The organism is Chromobacterium sp. Panama, assembly GCF_003052555.1.
In the GTDB taxonomy this organism is placed as follows: Bacteria; Pseudomonadota; Gammaproteobacteria; order Burkholderiales; family Chromobacteriaceae; genus Chromobacterium.
In genome coordinates this window covers 3,182,608-3,201,881 of sequence record NZ_QARX01000001.1, presented here as the reverse complement: position 1 = coordinate 3,201,881, position 19,274 = coordinate 3,182,608, and the positions used below count along the sequence as shown (strand labels likewise).

At 58.5% G+C, this 19,274-nt stretch carries 16 protein-coding genes and 1 tRNA gene; 13 read left to right on the top strand and 4 right to left on the bottom strand.

The window, feature by feature from the left end:
- The 4 genes from DB032_RS14485 to DB032_RS23785 all read left to right on the top strand — a co-directional run.
- On the top strand, positions 1 to 1,161 hold a 1,161-nt coding region (locus DB032_RS14485; protein ID WP_146176790.1), incomplete at its 5' end, for a type VI secretion system Vgr family protein.
- A 1-nt stretch (position 1,162) separates the two neighbouring features.
- Positions 1,163 to 2,884: a hypothetical protein gene (locus DB032_RS14480; protein ID WP_107800099.1), complete on the top strand. Its 1,722-nt coding sequence runs from the start codon at positions 1,163 to 1,165 to the stop codon at positions 2,882 to 2,884.
- A gap of 83 nt (positions 2,885 to 2,967) precedes the next feature.
- The gene (locus tag DB032_RS23790; protein WP_146176686.1) at positions 2,968 to 3,894 is read left to right on the top strand and encodes a T6SS immunity protein Tli4 family protein; all 927 of its coding nucleotides are present in this window, start codon (positions 2,968 to 2,970) and stop codon (positions 3,892 to 3,894) included.
- Between the two features lie 14 nt (positions 3,895 to 3,908).
- Entirely contained in the window at positions 3,909 to 4,481 is a 573-nt protein-coding gene (locus tag DB032_RS23785) for a hypothetical protein (protein ID WP_146176685.1), read from the top strand.
- A 130-nt stretch (positions 4,482 to 4,611) separates the two neighbouring features.
- On the opposite strand, the gene DB032_RS14475 is transcribed toward DB032_RS23785, so the two are convergent.
- Both DB032_RS14475 and DB032_RS14470 read right to left on the bottom strand, forming a co-directional pair.
- Positions 4,612 to 6,204, bottom strand: a complete 1,593-nt coding sequence (locus DB032_RS14475) for a site-specific integrase (RefSeq protein ID WP_158274311.1) — start codon at positions 6,202 to 6,204, stop codon at positions 4,612 to 4,614.
- A gap of 93 nt (positions 6,205 to 6,297) precedes the next feature.
- Positions 6,298 to 6,382, bottom strand: a tRNA-Leu gene (locus DB032_RS14470).
- Positions 6,383 to 6,548: 166 nt separating this feature from the next.
- On the opposite strand from DB032_RS14470, the gene DB032_RS14465 reads away from it, so the two are divergent.
- From DB032_RS14465 to DB032_RS14455, 3 genes are all read left to right on the top strand, one after another.
- A complete protein-coding gene (locus tag DB032_RS14465) occupies positions 6,549 to 7,238 on the top strand; it encodes a Bax inhibitor-1/YccA family protein (protein ID WP_039753556.1) in 690 nt (229 codons plus the stop codon).
- Positions 7,239 to 7,828: 590 nt separating this feature from the next.
- The gene (locus DB032_RS14460) at positions 7,829 to 9,619 is read left to right on the top strand and encodes a S8 family serine peptidase (protein ID WP_107800097.1); all 1,791 of its coding nucleotides are present in this window, start codon (positions 7,829 to 7,831) and stop codon (positions 9,617 to 9,619) included.
- A gap of 2 nt (positions 9,620 to 9,621) precedes the next feature.
- Entirely contained in the window at positions 9,622 to 10,092 is a 471-nt protein-coding gene (locus DB032_RS14455) for a hypothetical protein (RefSeq protein WP_107800096.1), read from the top strand.
- 48 nt (positions 10,093 to 10,140) lie between these two features.
- Here the strand turns inward: DB032_RS14455 and DB032_RS14450 are convergent, their stop codons facing one another.
- The gene (locus DB032_RS14450; protein WP_107800095.1) at positions 10,141 to 11,625 is read right to left on the bottom strand and encodes a methyl-accepting chemotaxis protein; all 1,485 of its coding nucleotides are present in this window, start codon (positions 11,623 to 11,625) and stop codon (positions 10,141 to 10,143) included.
- Positions 11,626 to 11,828: 203 nt separating this feature from the next.
- Positions 11,829 to 13,922: a phosphate acetyltransferase gene (gene pta / locus DB032_RS14445; RefSeq protein ID WP_107800094.1), complete on the bottom strand. Its 2,094-nt coding sequence runs from the start codon at positions 13,920 to 13,922 to the stop codon at positions 11,829 to 11,831.
- An 826-nt stretch (positions 13,923 to 14,748) separates the two neighbouring features.
- On the opposite strand from pta, the gene DB032_RS14440 reads away from it, so the two are divergent.
- The 6 genes from DB032_RS14440 (at position 14,749) to DB032_RS14415 (ending at position 19,236) form a co-directional block, all read left to right on the top strand.
- On the top strand, positions 14,749 to 15,858 hold the full coding sequence (locus tag DB032_RS14440; RefSeq protein WP_107800093.1) for an aromatic ring-hydroxylating dioxygenase subunit alpha: 1,110 nt from the start codon (positions 14,749 to 14,751) through the stop codon (positions 15,856 to 15,858).
- Positions 15,859 to 15,933: 75 nt separating this feature from the next.
- Positions 15,934 to 16,461 (top strand): hypothetical protein, encoded by a 528-nt coding sequence (locus DB032_RS14435; RefSeq protein ID WP_107801906.1) that lies wholly within the window; start codon positions 15,934 to 15,936, stop codon positions 16,459 to 16,461.
- Positions 16,458 to 17,348, top strand: a complete 891-nt coding sequence (locus DB032_RS14430) for a DMT family transporter (RefSeq protein ID WP_233246720.1) — start codon at positions 16,458 to 16,460, stop codon at positions 17,346 to 17,348. Before DB032_RS14435 ends, DB032_RS14430 begins: the two co-directional genes overlap by 4 nt.
- Before the next feature lie 81 nt (positions 17,349 to 17,429).
- On the top strand, positions 17,430 to 18,242 hold the full coding sequence (locus DB032_RS14425) for a DMT family transporter (RefSeq protein ID WP_107800092.1): 813 nt from the start codon (positions 17,430 to 17,432) through the stop codon (positions 18,240 to 18,242).
- A gap of 51 nt (positions 18,243 to 18,293) precedes the next feature.
- Positions 18,294 to 18,809, top strand: coding sequence for a ClbS/DfsB family four-helix bundle protein (locus DB032_RS14420; protein WP_107800091.1), 516 nt, complete (start codon positions 18,294 to 18,296; stop codon positions 18,807 to 18,809).
- Between the two features lie 64 nt (positions 18,810 to 18,873).
- Entirely contained in the window at positions 18,874 to 19,236 is a 363-nt protein-coding gene (locus tag DB032_RS14415) for an STAS/SEC14 domain-containing protein (protein WP_048415463.1), read from the top strand.
- Positions 19,237 to 19,274 lie beyond the last annotated feature (38 nt).

Genomic DNA, 19,274 nt, shown 5'->3' with positions numbered 1-19,274 from the left:
CTCTATAACGGCAGCCACGCCACCCCGGACTTTAGCGGCGCAGGGGCTTTGCCAGCGAACAAGACCCTCTCCGGCATCAAGTCCAAAGAGCATCAAGGAGGCGGCTACAGTGAGCTGCTGTTTGATGATACCCCCGGCGAAGTTCGCGCCAAGCTTTCCAGTGAGCCAGGCAAGACCCAGTTGAACCAGGGCTTTTTGACGCATCCCCGCAAAGACGGGAAAGCAGAACCTCGGGGTGAAGGTTTCGAATTGCGATCCGACTTAGCCGGAGCAATTCGAGCTGCTAGAGGAGTTCTTGTTAGTGCGCATGGCCAGCCCAAGGCTCAGGGCGGGCAGTTGGATCGAGATGAATTGATAAGTCAGTTAGAAATGGCCTTGTCGATTGCACAAGAGCTAGCTAAAACCTCAGAGATTCATGAGGCAGAAACTACGGATACAAGGTTACAACAGCAGCTAGTTGAAGATTTAAAACAATGGGAAGCGGGAAGCAACACTTCTAAAGAAGGTAAGAATGGAGGTAAAGGAATGCTAGCGTTGACTGCTCCTCAAGGTATTGCTGTTTCATCGGATTCTAGTATTAATATGGCGGCAGGCTCAAACTATGATCTAGTTACAGCTAAAGATAGTAATGTCAGTGTCGGGCAAAAACTCCGCTTTCGTGTTGGGCAGTCCTTGTCAATATTTGTGCAGCAATTAGGCATGAAATTTATTGCGGCGGCTGGCAAAATTCAGTTGCAAGCCCAAAACGATGAAGTTGAAATTGGTGCGGCTAAAAAATTAATGCTGTACTCCTTAGAGGAGATTGTCCTTTCTGCGCCCAAAATAACAATATCGGCTCAAGGTGCTTCAGCAGCTTATGGTGGTGGTAGTATCATCACTCAAGCCTCTGGTTCTCACACTCAGAAAGCATCTAGTCATTCGATGGAAGGTCCCGGGAATAGTTCGCTACAGCTGCCAAATATGCCTAAGAGTAGTTTTAAAACCAATGAAACTTTTGCGGTTTCAGGCCGCTCTGGTATAGCCCAAACTCAGATTGCGCATGAGCTAAAAAATGGACAGGGGGCTGTTGTTGGAGGCGGGAGTACAGACGCTACAGGGACAACAGAGACTGTTGTAGGAAAAGCCACTGAACAATTAACAATGTTTTTGAATCGGAAATAGTATGACCGCGTGGGTGAATGAAAAGGCTACTCGTCGGATTAAGCTAGAGTTCGATAAAAATGGTAATCCTAAATTTAATTCAACTCAAAGCCCTGAATCCTTTAAGCAATGTGCTCTGTGTGTAAAGCCGCCGCATACGGTGATTCCTATAATTTTTGTTCCGGGAATTATGGGGACAAATCTAAAATTAAGAGGGGGCCGGGGCAATGCTTGGTCTCCTCCTAATGGCGTATTTTCTGGCATTGGTGCCGCAGGGAAAGGCGCTATGCAATCGCCAGGAACTCGCCAAGGTTTGTTTGATCCGAAAGAGACTGAGGTCAATTGGGATGGCCCCTGCGAAGCGCCTTCGGATGTTTTCTGGCTAACATCTGAAGAGGCAAAAAAAAGAGGTTGGGGGGCACTTCATGCAGAAAGCTATCATGGCATTCTGAGTCAATTGGAGATTAGTCTGAATGATCAGTATAGTAAGCCAGGACTTCCTAAAGAGCGTGGCAATTTCCTGCTTCCTGAAATTGGTTTACTGAGTCATCTTGCAGGAGGACACTCCAAAGCGGAACGAGTCAAGGGAGAGCCTGATTATTCTTTTTTGGCTGAAGAAACAGTTACTGCCTGGAATAAAGTACCTAAATCGCTTTCTCAGGAAGATGTTCTTAAACTTGATGATTATTACTATCCGGTCTGGGCGCATGGCTACAATTGGCTTCAAAGTAATGAAGAGTCTGCTCAGTCTCTGATTGTAAAAATTGACGAGATCATTGCTTATTACCAAAAAAGTGATTACTTTCATTGTGATGGTAAAGTGATTCTGATATCCCATTCTATGGGAGGGTTAGTTACACGCCGCGCAGCTCAACTAGCGGAGGATAAGGTATTAGGGATTGTACATGGGGTACAGCCTGTAGCGGGTGCTCCGGTAGTTTATCGACGCTTTCGGGCCGGCACTGAAGTCGGTGGTTTTTTCGATATCGTTGGCGCGGCAACTGCGTCAATTATTGGCTGGAATGCGGCAGATGTTACTCCGACGTTAGCTTGTTCTCCTGGGCCGTTGGAGTTGCTGCCTACAAAGCACTATCCTTCTGGCTGGCTAAGAGTTGTCAAAGGTTCTGGAGCTAGAGAAGAGGTGTTAATTCATCTACCAAAGGCTGATCCTTATGAAGAAATATATAGTAAAACTACTGACGAATGTTGGTGGGGAATGCTTGATCCAGATCTGATTGATCCAGCCAATACAATCAAAACGGTTGCACCTCCTCGACAAGTTTATGAAACGTCTCTTTCTAAGGCTGAACTGTTCCATGATACAGTTGGTCTGTATGCTCATCCCCAGACTTATGGATATTATGGGGCAGATGAGAAAAAATACCGTGCTTTTGGACAAGTAAGCTGGGAGACAGAGAGTTTGCCTGATGACGATGCGCTACCCTTGTTGTTGAATAAGGATAGTGGCCGTAGTCTGACTGGCAAGTCCACAGTTTCACTGTATCAGCAGGAGGGTAGCCCGAAGGTGAAATTGAAGTTGAGAAATGAGCGAAACCAAGCGGGCGATGGTACTGTTCCACTTGATTCTGGTGCTGTGTTAGCAAAATTACAACCAACTCCACAAGCTGTCTTTGAGATGAGAGGGTTTGATCATCAAAAAAGCTATGGAGATAAATTTACAATTAGAGCTACTATTTATGGCATTGCCAGACTAATACAGCTTGCCGAGCCAGCAAAACCTTAAAGGGTTATCTAATGAAGACGCTTGCACTCTCATTATTAATAGTAGCAGGGGGTAGTTCAAACGTAATTGCAGAGGGAGGGGAGATGTTTGAGAAAAGCAAAACTTACTGCTTCGGTCGCTATGTGGTTGATGTTCCGCTCGAGCTGGAATTGATTGGCGGAACAAATAAATATATCTCTGGCTCTATTGACTCTGGGCGTGGTCCACAGAAATTTAAAGAACTTGTTGCAAAATCACTCGAGAAGAGAAAGAGTGAAAATTATAAGCGAGGCTTTAAATATGCCGGATCAGAATTTGAAGGGGATAACAATAAGAGGATCATAGTCTCCAAGGCTGATTTATACAGCACAACAGCTTACGGAATTGATGCTTATCTGTTGGTTCCATCCACCAGACCCGGTGCGGGAACATATTTTTACACTGGGGGAGAAGGGTTTGATGGGAAAAGCATCTCCCAGACGGTTGAGCAATATAAAAAACTAATGTCAAGCTTGCGATATCGTTCCAGCAATGACATACCAAAAGAGGCTGGGTTTTGTTTTGAGAATGGGTTTGTTGCCGGAGATGGAAAGACTCAGCAGATTGAGAGTGTAAGTTTGAGTTTTACTTTAAAGAAGCATCCGGATGTTTTCGTCCGCCTATCAAGTGATGTTTACTTCAGGCAGGAAAAAACATTGCTAGATAGAAGCGATGAACGTTATAAGTCATTCCCCAAAGAAGTGCTAGCCAAAATAAATACGTTGCGTTCAGGCGTGAGAGATGTGAATGGAAATAAAGGTGAAGAGTCTCTAAAAATATTTCCTTCAGATGATGGAATGGGAAAGGTGTACGGTTTTTATTGGGAGACTTTGGGAGAGGTTGGCAATGCTTTAAAGCCAAGTGTGCATCTTGAAGTTAGCACAGGTGAAGTGGGGGCAGGCCAGTCAATTCCATCAACTATAACTCAAAAAGAAGCTCTAGCTTTATACGAGGCTGTAGTGAAATCTATTCGTTTTCGGTCTTATAATTAATTGAGCCAATTTTTATGATGAGCATTTCAAGGATTGTTTCCCGCTTTGGGATTTTGTCAGCTGTATTAATTGTGACAGGTTGCGCCCTTAATGGGCCGCTTGAACCTGAGGCGATCCGCGCCGCGATGAAAGCGACTTATCAGTGTCATTCATCGCCAATTGAGAAAGTGGGGCAAGGCGAGCAAGGTGTAAATAAAGGCTGCTATTTTGTGCTGCATAGCCCGGAGACGGGGAGGGTGCTCAAAAATACTCCTTATCTACTTCAGGTCCATGATCCGAAGTCCAGCGGCGAAGCTCCTGCGATTTCATTGCAGGGACGGACGGATGGCCAAGGAAGAAGTCAATTTGTATCACCCCCTTTTGATATTGATGTGAATGCAGTGCGCTTTGTAGAAGTTGTGGGCAGCGGGAACTATCGGGGCAACTTTACCTTGGTTTCAAGAAGCGGCAAGCCATCTAGCGGGGCTGGATACAAGTTGTTGGCATGCGGGAAAGAAGTATATAAATCCCGTGCAGACTATCACGGTGAAACAGTGGTTTATCAAACGCAAGATCGCTGTGACTTTTCAATGCAACTTACAAGGTGAGCACGGAGCAGCTTTGCTCTAGGTTCAAGTAAATTCTTTTAAAAGATAGGCACTTATGTTACCTAACGAGGTGTAACTTCAGCGCCTGTCTTTGGCTTTTGTGCTATTGAACAGAAAAACACAATCGTGCTCAGTATGATCTTTGCCAAGAGATATGTGATAGTCCTATGTTTTTGAAATTTAATTGGCCGATTGCAACAAATAGTGGACTCAATGGGTAGGTTCCAGACCCATAGCTCCTAGATGTTGATGAGTTAGTGTGGCCGGTGAGGGCATCGTGTGTTTCTTCATCTACCTCAGCTTCTCTGCATATGTCCTTGAAGCTATGCCGGAATGAGTGAAACACCATGCGCTTGTCTGTAATTCCTAATTGCCTTCTACACCACTTTCCCCACCACTGTGACCATAGAGATGAACGCTTTCCATATTTGTCGGGCGTTAATTCTGGGAATAGGTATCCAGTGGGAGGCAGTGTCTCTAGGTAATTGCCAAATCCCATTCGTTCCAGTTCCGAATGAAGAGGAACTCGACGCCTTGACTCGTTGGTTTTCACTGAACCTTCATCGTCTCTGTCCGTGATATGAATATGCCACCCTAGGCTATCCTTAACAATGTCCGATACTTTGAGTTGAGCCAGTTCTTCTAGCCTTGCTCCCGTAAATAGGCCCAACAGCGGCAGCCAGAAAGCTGTTTCTCCCTTGCCAGCTACAGGCCGTGTATTTTCGGTGGCGTAGATCGGGCTGTTGAAGATAGCTTGGAGTGTCTTCAGGTCATAGGAGGTCCGCGACTCTTTTTGAACTTTTCCGACTACGACGCGGACGGAGGCGATGGGGTTTTGTTCGATGTAATCGTTTTGTGCAGCCCAATTCAGTAGCGTTTTCAAGAACGCCAGGTGCTTGGAATTGATCGTTTTGGCGGAGAGGCCTTTCTGCAAGAGGGCTTCCTTGTACTTGAGGCCATGTGCTTTAAGTATCTGCTTGACTGGTAGGGTGCCGATGCAATCATGAAAACGGTTAACCACTTGAAGCATATCGTCAAATGATTTGCTTTTCAGCTTCCGTTCGGTTTGGTATTTGTTGAGAATATCTACTAGAGTCGGCGCTCCCTTGCTGGCTATGGCCGCCCTAGCCTGTAAAGGGGCCAAAGAGGGCATAGGCACATCGTCGACTACTTCGCCCTCGTGGCGGGCTTTCAAGGCATCTACGGTGCGTTTGTATGCCTTGGATGCGGCTGAGACGAGCCTCTTGTAGTCGACAGAGCTTGTATCCAACTCGATGCCTTCAAAGCGGAGGCTGTCTTCAAGGGCATTTACAACTGACCAAGTGTCTCCTCGAGCGATGGCCGCACGTGCATCTTGATCCAGCCGGGAGAGATCGTCTCCTAGTTGTTCATATCTCGCGTTGTCCAGGCCCTGTGATCGTAACTCGCTATCGAACGTCATCATACGAGATTGGTGCATATGAACGATGCGGCTTATGTCATCGTCTGAGAGGGCTACGACTACAGTGGCCTTGTCCTTGGCGCGAAGTTCGGCAAACTGATCGTCCCACTCCACGCGTATTCTTGCGGCAAGGCGGTTCGCCTCTCGGAGGTCTCGTGTTTGCAGTGAGCGCCACACGTCTTTTTTGCCGTTGAAATGGGGGCGTAAATCAGTAGGGATCGTGATGCGGAAGTAGTAGACTGAAGAGCCTGTGCGGCGGAGTACATTGGTATGCTTAGGCATGTCTGGCATGGGGCCAAGTGTAGCACACAACTGTAGCAGTTGGCCTGGAATGGCCTTTGAAATCAGTAAGTTATTGAGGCTTAACAGATTTAATGGTGCGAAAGGAGAGACTCGAACTCTCACGCCTTGCGGCGCTGGAACCTAAATCCAGTGCGTCTACCAATTCCGCCACTTTCGCTTTGATGCCGCTTGCAAATCCGGCCAGAAGCCCTAATTTGCAAGGGAGTGCAAGAATACCCGAAGCGCTTTCCCGGCGCAAGCCGGCCCGCCTGGAAACTTATTGCCACGGCGGCGGTCACTGTCGGTACAATTTGATAAAAATCCCTTTGGAGAAAGGCTTAATTATGCACCCGAACCTTGAGACGGCCTATCAGACGACCGGTATGGCCGAGGTACGCCATAAGGTTCTTCGCAATACTTATGGTTTGCTGGGCTTGTCGATGATCCCCACAGTGATGGGGGCCATCGTCGGCACCAATATGAATTTCGGCTTTCTGGCCGGCAGCCCCATCATCGGCATGCTGGCGATCCTGGCCGTGTTTTACGGCCTGGTGTTCGCCATCGAGAAAAACCGCTACAGCTCGGCCGGCGTGTTCCTGATGCTGGGCTTCACCTTCCTGATGGGCTTGCTGTTGGGGCCCTTGCTGCAACTGGCGTTCAAGTTTTCCAACGGCGGCCAGCTGATCATGACCGCGGGCGCGGCCACCGCGCTGGTGTTTTTCGTGATGGCGGGCATCGCCACCACCACCAAGCGCGATCTGAGCGGCCTGGGCAACTTCCTGACCGTGGGCGCCATCGTGCTGATGGTGGCGGTGGTGGCCAACATCTTCCTGCGCATGCCGGCCTTCCATCTGATGATCTCGGCGGCCTTCGCGCTGTTCAGCTCGCTGATGATTCTGTGGCAGGTCAAGGTGGTGGTGGACGGCGGCGAGGACAGCTATATTTCCGCCGCGCTGTCCATCTACATCAGCATCTACAATCTGTTCACCAGCTTGCTGCAACTGCTGCTGGCCTTCGCCGGCGAGCGCGACTAAAACCCGCGCCGGCATCGCCTTCCAATCAAAACGCCCCGTCCGGGGCGTTTTTTTGTTCCTTTTTTTTCCCTTCCCTAGCGTTTCTGTCTGACAAATCCTGACGCCCGCCCACCGGTCCGGCGGCGCTTTCGGCTGGCCGCTCGCGGCGTGGCTGGCGGTGGCTTGTCTAGTCCTTTCCCTGCTAAGCGGTTGATTTTGACAAGATTTTTCGGGCTTTGTTGCTTCGTGTTGTCATATTTGCGAATGGGAATTATTGCATTTTGTATTATGAAGTTTTTATATACGATAAAAATAAATAGGACTTTGGCATTTTTGGCTTTGATGATTCACTGCTTAGGCAGGCGCCGCTTGGGCCGGCTGAACGCGGCGACGGACGCCGCCTCGGCGGCCCGGCGCGAGCGCCGACGCAGGTTCGCCGCATGGCGCCCGGAGCAGGGCGGCTAGTGTTCCGGGTTTGGGCGCCGGCGAAGAACCGAGGATTTCACCGTCGCTGGCAGGCGGCGGCGAATGGCCGGGAGCGATGGGGTGGCAGCCTCGGACTCACGGCGGTTGTTCCCTATCGACAGCAGTTTCGACACTTAGGAGATGCAATGCGTATCCATATCACGGTGGGCGCGGTTTCGCTGGCCCTGGCGTCCCTGGCCGGTCAGGCCGCAACGCCCTTGCAAGCGGGAGATCCGCTGGTGTCCCAGCAATGGTTCCTGCAAAACACGGGGCAGAACGCGTTCTCGCAGCGCGGCGGCGTGGCCGGCATCGATCTGAATCTGGCGCTCAGCCATTCGCGCAGCATCCAGGGCCGCGGCGTGACGGTGACCGTCATCGACGACGGCTTGGAAATCCGCCATCCGGACCTGGCGGGCAATGTGGTGCCCGGTTCCAAGAACCTGGCCAACAATAGCGACGACCCGACCCCCAGCTCGGCCACCGACAGCCACGGCACGGCCGTGGCCGGCATCGCCGCCGCGGTGGGTTTCAACAATCTGGGCGGCCGCGGCGTGGCGCCGGCGGCCAGCCTGAACGGCTTCAACTGGCTGAAGGCGCAAACCACCGCCGGTTGGATGTTGTCTCACGGCAAGTCGCCGAGCGACAGCGCCGGTCAGTCGTCCACCCTCTCCCGCGTGTTCAACCAGAGCTACGGCAGCTCGGCGATCCGCTCGATCCCGGGCAATCCGGACACCGATATGACGCTGCGGGTGCGCGACGAGGCGCACGAGGACGTCAGCCTGCGCAGCAACGGCGGCAAGGGAGCGGTCTTCGTCAAGTCGGCGGGCAACGCCTACGTCAGCTTCCAGTCCGGCTCTGACGACGACGGCAAGCCCACTTATGTCTTGGCCAAGGCCGGCAACGACGGCCTGCCGATCCAGGACTCCAACCTGACCACCGACAACAGCAATTACTGGAACGTGGTGGTGTCGGCCTTGAACGCCGACGGCGTGCGCTCGTCCTACTCCTCGGTGGGCGCCAACGTGCTCTTGACCTCGCCGGGCGGCGAGTACGGCACCGCCAGCCCGGCGATGGTGACCACCGATCTGGTGGGTTGCGACCGCGGCTCCAACTCCACGCTGCGTCCGTCCACCAATCAGTTGCACGGCGGCACTACGCTGGACCCGAATTGCGATTACCGCGGCACCATGAACGGCACCTCCGCCGCGGCGCCGGCCGCCTCCGGCTCGTTTGCGGTGCTGATGTCGGCGTATCCCAATCTGAGCGCGCGCGATGTGCGCGATCTGCTGATCAAATCGGCGCGCAAAGTGGACGCCAATCATGCCGGCGTGACCCTGGCATTCAAGGACGCCAAGGGCGGCGCGCATAGCTATCAGGCTTTGCCGGGATGGCAGAACAACGCCGCCGGCCTCGCTTTCCACCCGTTCTACGGCTTCGGCCTGATCGATGTGGACAAGGCGGTGGAACTGGGCCGCAATCACAAGCCGCTGACGGCGCTGGAGAAGACGCGCTGGCAGACGGTGTCGGTGATGAAGGCGATTCCGGACGCCAGCGAAGCCGGCCTGGACAGCGCGTACACCCATGCCGAGGATTTGACGGTGGAAGCGGTGCAGGTGCTGGTGGACGCGAAGCACGGCCGCGCCAACGACCTGGCGGTGGAGCTGATCTCGCCGGCCGGCACCCGCTCGGTATTGCTGTCGCCGCGCACCGGCCTGGTGAATGAGAGCTACGGCCTGAACCAGCAGCGCCTGTTGTCCAACCACTTCTACGGCGAATCGGCGCGCGGCCAATGGCGGCTGCGCGTGATCGACACCAACGGCGCCGAGTACTATTACGACTACCGCGACGCTCAGGGTCAGCGCACGCTGAGCCTGCCCAACGCCGCCGGCACCCTGCGGTCTTGGTCCATCCGCTTCATCGGCCACAAAGGAGCATAACGATGAAACATTCCCTGATTCTGGCCGGCCTGCTGGCCCTGGCCGCCGGCGCCCAAGCCGCCGACGTTCCGTCCTTCAAGCAGAAGCCGGGCGGTCAGCCGCTGGTGATCAACGGCAAGACTTATTACAAACAAGCGGCGCCGGCCGGCAAGCTGCCGCTGGGCGTCAGCGCCCGCTCGGCGGCGAGCGAAGGCGGCGCGACGCTGAAGCGCGGCGACGTGCTGCGTTCCGAAGGAGAACTGGCGCCGTCCAAGGTCAGCGGCGTGGTGATGGTGAAGCTGGCTTCGCCGCGCGACGAGGCCGCGCTGGCGCGCGATCACAGCCTAAGCGTGCGCTACCGCACCCAGAGCGTGGTGGTGTTCGACGCGCCGGCCCAGGCCGAGCTGCTGTCCTTGCAGCAGCGTCTGGCCGCGGACAAGCGGGTCAAGCAGGTGCAGTTGGAGGTGTTCAGCAATAGCGAGTTGCCGCAGTAAGGGTGTTCGCCAGTCCAAAGGACGACGCCGGCCCGGGGCCGGCGTTTTTCATGCCTCGGCGGTGTGCGGCTGCAGGTGGCGGGTGTTTTGGCCCAGTTCCACCAGCAAGCGATCCAGCCGCGCGATGGCGTCGGCGATGGCCTGGGTTTCGCCGGACAGGCTGCGCGTGGATTCGCCCACCGCGGTGATGTCGTGGGCGAACTGGGCGAAACCCTGGTTCTGATTGGCTTCCGCTTGAGACATTTGGCTGAGCAGGCTGGCCAGCTCGCCGGTTTCGCGGATGATGCCGGAGAGTTTTTGCTGGGCGTCCACCGAGTGGTCGCGGCCGGTCCGCATCTGCTGATTGCCGTCCCGCATCGCCACCAGCGCCTGATTGGTGCCGTCGACGATCAGCCGGATCTTCTGCTCAATGTCCAAGGTGGCGTTTTGGGTGCGCTCGGCCAGCTTGCGCACCTCGTCGGCCACCACGGCGAAGCCGCGGCCCAGCTCGCCGGCGCGCGCCGCCTCGATGGCGGCGTTGAGCGCCAGCAGATTGGTCTGGTCGGCGATGTCGCGGATCAGCTGCACGATGCCGCTGACCTCGGCGCTGCGTTCGCCCAATTGTTCCAGCCGGCCGGAGGCCAGCGCAATCACCTCGCCGGCCTTGCTCAGCTGGCGCACCGCCTGGTCCATCGCCTCGCCGCCGCCCAAGGCCGCCTGGCCCGCGGTGTGGGCCAGCTGGGTGGCGGTCACCGATTGCTCGGCGTTCTGGCTGGTGACCACCGCCATCTGCTGGGCGATCACCACCATGTCCTCGGAGCGTTCGCGCTGGCTGGCCATGGTGTCGGCCATATTGCCGGTGCTGCCGGCGATGTCGCGGCTGGCGCTGGAAGCGGCCTGGATGGACTGGGTCAGCTGGGCCATCAGCTGCCGCATCGCCTGTTGCGCCTGTTCGGCCTCGCGCCGCGCGCTTTCCAGTTTCTCGAAGCTTTTGACCTTGGCCTTGTCGAAAGCCAGCGCCAGGGCCAGCACCACCAGGGACAGGCCGGCCAGAGATTTGGCTTGCAGCTTGGGGATTTCCGCGTGGGGAATCGGGTTGGCCGGCAGCAGGCCCCGGGCGCTCAGCCACAGGAAGAGGCCGATGGCGGCCGCGGTCAGCGCCAGCCAGACCATGCCGGAGACGCGGGTGGCGACGAAGACGGCGGTGAAGGGAATGGCGGCGAACCAGACAATGCTGGTGGATTGGATGCCGCCGTTGACGTAGACCATCCAGCACACCATCGCGTACATGCAGCTGGTGATGAATTCCGCGCTGAAGCGCACCGCGCCGCTGAGCTTGAGCAGCAGCGGCCCCAGCAGCAGGCCCAGGCCGCCTAGCGCGATGCCGGCGGCCATCGCGCGGTGGCCCAGTTGCAGGTATTCGACGGCGAACAGCGGCGCCACCAGGCCGGCCAGCAGGCCGACGCCGACGACGGTGCGGCCGCGGATCGCCTGTTCCGGGGATAGGCGGACGCGGTCCGGGATGAACCATTCGGTGATGGTTTGAATCGACATGGAGTGCCCCTCTGATGCGTTGTAGACGCGGCTGCGGACGCAGCTTGTTGTTGTGCGGCTCTTATGGCGCTCCAATGTAAAACAATTGTTTGAATTAACGCAATGGCATGACCGGACAGGCCGGCGAAGGGGAGGGGCGCTGTTGCGCGGAACGGCGAAACCGCCTGCCGGGCGGCAGGCGGTTGGGGGAGGGCGGCTTCAGTTCAAGCGGACTCGCCTTGCTCCGCCTGCAGCGCGGTCAGCGCGATGGTGTAGACGATGTCGTCCACCAGCGCGCCGCGCGACAGATCGTTGACCGGTTTGCGCAGGCCTTGCAGCATCGGGCCCACCGACACCACGTTGGCCGAGCGCTGCACCGCCTTATAGGTGGTGTTGCCGGTGTTGAGGTCCGGGAACACGAAGACGGTGGCGCGGCCGGCCACCGCGCTGTCCGGCGCCTTCTGGCGGCCCACCGATTCCACGCTGGCGGCATCGTACTGCATCGGGCCGTCTATCAGCAGGTCCGGCCGCTTTTCCTTGGCGATGCGGGTGGCTTCGCGCACTTTTTCCACGTCCGAGCCGCTGCCGGAGGAGCCGGTGGAGTAGGAGATCATCGCCACTCGCGGCGGAATGCCGAAGGCGGCGGCGGAGTCCGCCGACTGGATGGCGATGTCGGCCAATTGCTCGGCGTCCGGGTCCGGGTTCACCGCGCAGTCGCCGTAAACCAGCACCTGCTCCGGCATCAGCATGAAGAACACGCTGGAGACGATGCGGGCCCCCGGCGCGGTCTTGATCAGCTGCAAGGCCGGGCGGATGGTGTTGGCGGTGGTGTGCACCGCGCCGGACACCAGGCCGTCCACTTCGTCCAGCGCCAGCATCATGGTGCCCATCACCACATTGTCTTCCAGTTGCTGCTCGGCCATCGGCGCGTTCAGGCCCTTGCTCTTGCGCAGTTCCACCATCGGCGGCACGTAACGGCCGCGCACCTCGTTGGGGTCGATGATTTCCACCGATTCCGGCAGGGCCACGCCCTGGGCTTCCGCCACTTGCAGGATTTCGGCGCGCTGGCCGATCAGCACGCAGCGGGCGATGCCCTTCTCGTGGCAGATGGCGGCGGCCTGGATGGTGCGCGGCTCGTTGCCTTCCGGCAGCACGATGCGCTTATTGGCCTTGCGCGCTTTTTCCATCAGCTGATAGCGGAAGGCCGGCGGCGGCAGGCGCAGTTCCTGCGGCGCGCCGATGTATTGCTTCAGCGGCGCCACGTTCAGGTGTTCGGCGACGAATTCGATCACGCGCTCCATGCGCTCGCGGTCGTCGGACGGCACTTGCAAGCTCATATTGTTGAGCGCGCTGCTGGTGTCGAAGGTATTGGATTCGCTGGCCATCACCGGCATGCCGCCGGTGAAGGCTTGCTGGCACAGCAGCATGATGCGCGGGTCCGGCATCGAGTCGCAGGTCAGCAGCAGGCCGGCCAGCGGCACCCCGTTCATCGCCGCCATCGCGGTGGCCAGCACGATGTCCTCGCGGTCGCCCGGGGTGATGATCAGCGCGCCGGGCTTGAGCAGGTGCACGATATTGGGCACGGTGCGGGCGGTCACCACCATGGTGCGCACGCGCCGGCTGGTCAGTTGGCCGGCGTGCAGCAGCCGCGCCTTCAGATGATTGGCCACGTCCAGCGTGCGCGGCGCCAGCAGCTCGGGTTCGTGCGGGATGGCGCCCAGCAGCGGCAGTCTGACCTTCTTCATCAGGCTGCCGCTTTCCAGCACCTCGGTGGCGATGTCCTGGGCGTTCTGATCCTTGGGCACCCGGTTGAGGATGTAGCCGGCGACTTGTCCGCCCTGACCGCCGCCAAAGGCCTGGATGCTCATTTCCAGTTGCTCGGCGATCTCATGGCTGGCCAGATTGTCGGCGGCGCTGACCAGGATGGTCTGCGCCTGCAGATTGCGGGCGATCTTGGTGTTGAGGAAGGTGGAGAACACCTGCTTCTGGTCCGGCACCAGGCCTTCCACCAGCACCACGTCCACCTGATGGGCCGCCTGCTGATACAGGCTGACCACTTCCTCCATCAACTGATCCACCTGGCCCTTGGACAGCAGGTGTTCCACCCGCTCCATCGGAATCGGCTCCGGCGGATTGAGCCGGCAGATGGCGCGCGCGAAGTGGGTGGAGCGCTCCGGCTCCTTGGGGTCCGCGCCCTGGGCGATGGGCTTGACGAAGCCGACGCGCAGGCCGGCCTGTTCCAGGCTGTGGATGGCGCCCAGCGCCACCGAGGTCAGGCCGGCGTTGAAGCCGATGGGTGCGAGGAAAAAGGTTTGCATGGTTTCAGAGACTTTCCTGTGACGCGCGGCGGGAATGGGCGCGAATGGCGGTCCGGCACCGACCGAACGGTGTCGCAGGCTGCAGGCGCTTGGCGCGATGAGTCGTTAAATTCAGCATTTCGGCAAAAATCAGCGGTTTTGTCGCCATTGGACCCGAGCTCGCGGCCGCGGCGGCGGGCATGGATTCCCGCTGCGTCGGACGTGGCTTTCAATCGGTATAGCATTGCCGGAAGCCGGCGTCAGCGCCGCGGGGTCTCCGGCGAAAAGCATGGCTGCGCCTGCTTTTACGCGGCAGGCATTGTAACTGGCGGCATATCGGCTACAGTCCAGATGGGGTCAGACTCCAGGGCCGGACGGCGGCGATGACGGCGATTATAACATCATGAATTAAGCGACTCTAATATTGCATTGCAGCGTGAATGCTAAAGCTTTGATTCCTATCAAAAATATTATTCTAAGTATGATTTGGGTATGGCAAGCTGATGTTTTTACGCCAAGAACCCGCTTCCAGCAGAGAGGAAAGGCTTGCCCCGGTGGGGGGGCGGGGGCATAATCCGCCCCTCGGCCGCAAGGTTCGGCCTTGTTTTTGTTGATTGTTTTTGATAGTCCCGCAAACTCGTTTTAAGCGAGATTCGGCTGGTCTTATATCTTCGGGTCTGTTGACGTTTGTTTTTCTGCCGCGTTCGCTTTCAGTCGGACGCTTAGCGCGAAGGCCGTCTCGTCGCAGTGTCGTTCACTGCCAGAGGTGGCCGACAAAGCGAGGCGCTGGTTGGGCGCAGCAAGGAAGGCAAACGTCAACAGGCCCTACCACGGAGGTGTGGGAATAATGTCTGATCTGGCTTCCGCGCAGTTGCTTCAAGCTTCTGCTGCCCAGCTACCCGTCTATACCTATTTCGATCCTGCCTATTACGCTCAGGAACAGCGGCTGCTGTTTGGAGACGCGCCCCTCTACTATGGCCATGAGCTGATGACGCCGAACGCCGGCGATTATCAGACTCTGGAATGGATGGGCCACGGCAAGATGCTCAAGAACGTGGATGGACGGGTCAAGCTGATCTCCAATGTCTGCCGCCATCGCCAGGCGGTCATCTATAAAGGCCGCGGCAACGGCAATCATATCGTCTGCAATCTGCATGGCTGGACTTACGATGCCGAAGGCGCTTTGCTGGGCGCGCCGCATTTTCCGGAAACGCCGTGCCTGAAGTTGAACCAGACCGAGCTGACGCGTTGGAACGGCCTCTTGTTCGACGCGCGCCGCAATGTGGCGCGCGATCTGGAAAACCTGGGCGTGGCCAAGCACATGAGTTTTGACGGCTACGCCTACCATTCCAGCCATCTGAGCGAGTACGGCTTCAACTGGAAGACCTTCATCGAAGTGTATTCCGAGGATTACCACGTCGATCCCTTCCACCCCGGCCTGGGCAATTTCGTCGATTGCGGCGACCTGAAATGGGAGTGGGGCGCGCAATACCATGTGCAGACCGTGGGCGTGAAGAACCAGCTGGCCACTTCCGGTTCCCGCGCCTACGGCAAATGGCATGAGGAAGTCCGCCGGCGCTACGCCGATCAGCAGCCGGAGTTCGGCGCCATCTGGCTGACTTACTACCCCAACATCATGGTGGAGTGGTATCCGCACGTGCTGGTGGTCAGCGTGGTGATGCCGCGCGGGCCGGAGCAGTGCACGGTGTTGACCGAGTTCTACTACCCGGAGGATGTGGTGTGGTTCGAGCCGGAGTTCATCGAGGCGGAGCAGGCGGCCTACTTCGAAACCGCCAAGGAAGACGACGAGATTTGCTACCGCATGCACGAAGGCCGACGCGCCTTGTGGCTGCGCGGCGAGAACGAGGTGGGGCCTTATCAATCTCCCACCGAGGAGGGCATGTTGCACTTCCACGAGTTCTACCGGCGCAAAATGGGCGCGGCGCTGGCTGGTTAAGCGGCGGCTTGCAGTGTCATAATGGAAAGGCGCGGACCATGTCCGCGCCTTTCTTATTCTGGTTTGCCCGATTCCATGCTCAAAACGCTTTTCCGCTGTTTGCCCTTGTCGCTGGCCTTGCTGGCTCCGCTGGCCCAGGCCGCCGTCTATACCGACGCCGCCAGCCGGGTGCGTTTCAATGTGCCGCCGGGCTGGAAGGTCCGCCCCAGCGTGGTGGACGGTCAGCGCGTGCTGCGCGTGGTGCCGCCCAAGGCGGACCAGCGCGAGCGCGCCGCCATCGATGTGCAGGTATTCGCGCGCAAGCCGGGGCGCGGCGACACCCTGGCCCGGCTGGCGCAGAAATACCGCCGCGAGGGCGATAACCGCGAAGCCGCCAATTTTGCCCGCGGCAACAGCCGCAGCGGCCGGCTGGTCACCGAATACCGCGACGGCCGTTTCGTCTCCAACCGCTTGTGGATCGTCCGGCATAATCTGCACGTGTTCCAGCTGGGGGACAAAAAGCGCATGGCGGAGGCGCGCTGCGCCGCCAACGCGTCGGAGTTCAAGACCTACCGCCGGCAGATGGAGGCCATCTGTCTGTCGCTGGAATTGTTGAAGCGATGACGCCGGCGCTGAGCGAGGGCGCGAGAACCCTGGGGCTGCGCTTGCGCCAGGGACGTTTAGGCTCCGGCTGGATGGTGGTGGCGGCCCTGTGCTTCGCCTTGATGAGCATGTTCGTCAAGCTGGGCGCCGACGCCTTCGGCTCCACCGAGCTGCTGTTCTGGCGCACCGCCATCGGCGCGCTGACCTTGGGCGCGGCGATGGCCTGGAAGCGCCAGTCGCCGCGGACGCCGCATTGGCGCGGCCACATCAAGCGCAGCTTCGTCGGCTATATGTCCATGGTGGCGCTGTTCTACGCGCTGACTCGGCTGCCCTTGTCCACCGCGGTGACGCTGAACTACACCTCCTCGCTGTTCTTCGCCTTATTGTGCGTGGTCAAACTGAAGGAGCGCCTGACGCCGCGCACCGGCCTGGCCTTGTTGCTGGGCTTCGTCGGCATCGTCATCCTGCTGCGGCCCACTTTCAGTTCGGCGCAGTGGCTGGCCGGCCTGATTGGACTCTTGTCCGGCGTCAGCGCCGGCTACGCGGTGTTTCAGGTGAGGGAGCTGGGCCGGATGGGCGAACCGTCCTGGAAGGTGGTGTTCTGGTTCTTCTCCGTTTCCAGCCTGTTCGGCGGCGTCTGGCTGATCCTGGGGCCGGGCTTCAGCGCGGTGACGGCGGACAATGTCTTGCCGCTGCTGGGCGTCGGCGTTTGCGGCATGCTGGGCCAGCTGGCGATGACTCGCGCTTACAAGGACGGGCGCAAATACCTGGTGGCCAGCTTTGCTTATCTGACGGTGCTGTTTTCCGTGCTGCTGGGCGTGGTGTTGTGGGGCGACCCGCTGAGCGGATGGTCGCTGGCGGCGATGGCCTTGATTGTGGGGTCCGGCCTGATGGCGGCCCTGCGTTGAAACAGAACTTGGATATTCAACAACAATGCATAAGGATAACGTGGTTTGACTAGCGGAAAGTGGCGCCTGGGTTCGGGCTGGATGGTGGTGGCGGCGGTGTTTTTCGGCCTGATGGGGGTGTTCGTCAAGCTGGGCGCCGAGTATTTCTCCTCCACCGAGCTGGTGTTCTGGCGCACGCTGATGGGCGTGGTCACCCTGGGCGCGGCGGCCTTGTGGCGGCGCGATCGCTTCGCCACCCCCTTGCTGCGCTATCACGTGCAGCGCGGCCTGATCGGCTACGTCTCGATGCTATTGTATTTCTACGCCATCGCCCATTTGCCGCTGTCCACGGCGGTCACGCTCAACTACACCTCGCCGATGTTCCTGGCGCTGTTGTCGGTGGTCCTGCTGCGCGAGCGCCTGCCCAAGCAGGCGCTGGCCGGCCTGGCGCTGGGCTTTGTCGGCGTGGTGCTGTTGCTGCGGCCCACCTTGTCCAGCGAGGCCTGGGTGGCCGGCCTGCTCGGCGTCGGCTCCGGCCTGCTGGCCGGCTGGTCCTATCTGCACGTGAGGGAACTGGGCCGCCAGGGCGAGCCGGAATGGAAGGTGGTGTTCTATTTCGCGCTGATCTCCACGCTGGGCGGCCTGCTGCTGATGTTGTTCGAAACCTGGCACCCGGTGACGCTGGAAAACGTCTGGTTGCTGCTGGGCCTGGGCGCCACCGCCACCATCGCCCAATTGGCGATGACCCGCGCGTATAAAGTGGGGCGCAAGCTCTTGGCCGCCAATCTGTCCTATCTGACCGTGGTGTTTTCCACCCTGTTGGGCGTGGGGCTGTGGGGCGACCCGCTCAGCGCCGCCGGCTTGGCGGCGATGGGTTTGATCATCGTCAGCGGCATGCTGGCCAGCCGGCGTTAAGCTGGAAGCGAAATCCGGCGCTGCGCCGGACCCGGCCTGGAGGGTGGGAGGATGGCGGTACCGGCGGACAAGGCGGCTTTGCTGGCGGCGATGAGGGACGAATACCGGCGCTTGCGCGCGGTGTTGGCGCGGGTGCCGCCGGAGCGCGCCTTCGTCCAGGAACTGGACGGCCACGCCAAGAACAGCCGGATGAGCGCGGCGGACCTGCTGGCCTATCTGCTGGGCTGGCAAGCGCTGGTGCAGAAGTGGCACCGGCTGGAGCGGGAAGGCCTGCCGATAGACTTTCCCGACGCCGGCTACCGCTGGAACCAACTGGGCCTGCTGGCGCAGAAGTTCTACCGCGATTACCAGGGGATAGGCGACTGGACGCGGCTATGCGCGATGCTGGACGACAGCCAGCGCCAGGTGGAGGCGCTGGTGGAGAGCTACTCCGACGAGGCGCTGTACGGCCGCGCCTGGTACGACAAATGGACGCGCGGGCGGATGATACAGTTCAACACCGCCTCGCCCTGCCGCAACGCCCGCGGGCGGCTCGTCGCCTGGCTCAAGACGCTGCCGGCCGCCTGAAAAAGCTTGCCGCGCCAATGCGGCCAGGCCTTAAAATGAAAGCGACACCGCAAAGGAGAAGCACATGATCTCGATACGCGAACAACACTACGGCCTGGACGTGGCGCTGTACAACGAATTCACGCTGGCGGACTTCAAGCTGCTGGAAGAGGCCTTGCTCAAGCGCCAGTCCGAGTGCGCCAAGCCCGACCTGCTGCTGGACCTGACCGAGTTGAAGGACTTCACGCTGGACATGGCGGTGGAAGAGGTCAAATTCATGCGCGCCCATGAAAACCACGTCGGCCGCGTGGCGCTGGTGGTCAGCGATGTCTGGATCAAGCTGGCCGCCCACATCGCCGGCCTGCTGTCCAATACCCGCACCCAGTATTTCGATACCGCGGAAGAGGCCCAGGCCTGGTTGGAAAGCCCGGTGGCGGCGGGCACCTGATTTGTCCGGTTGCGCTGATTTCGGGACGCCCTATGCGG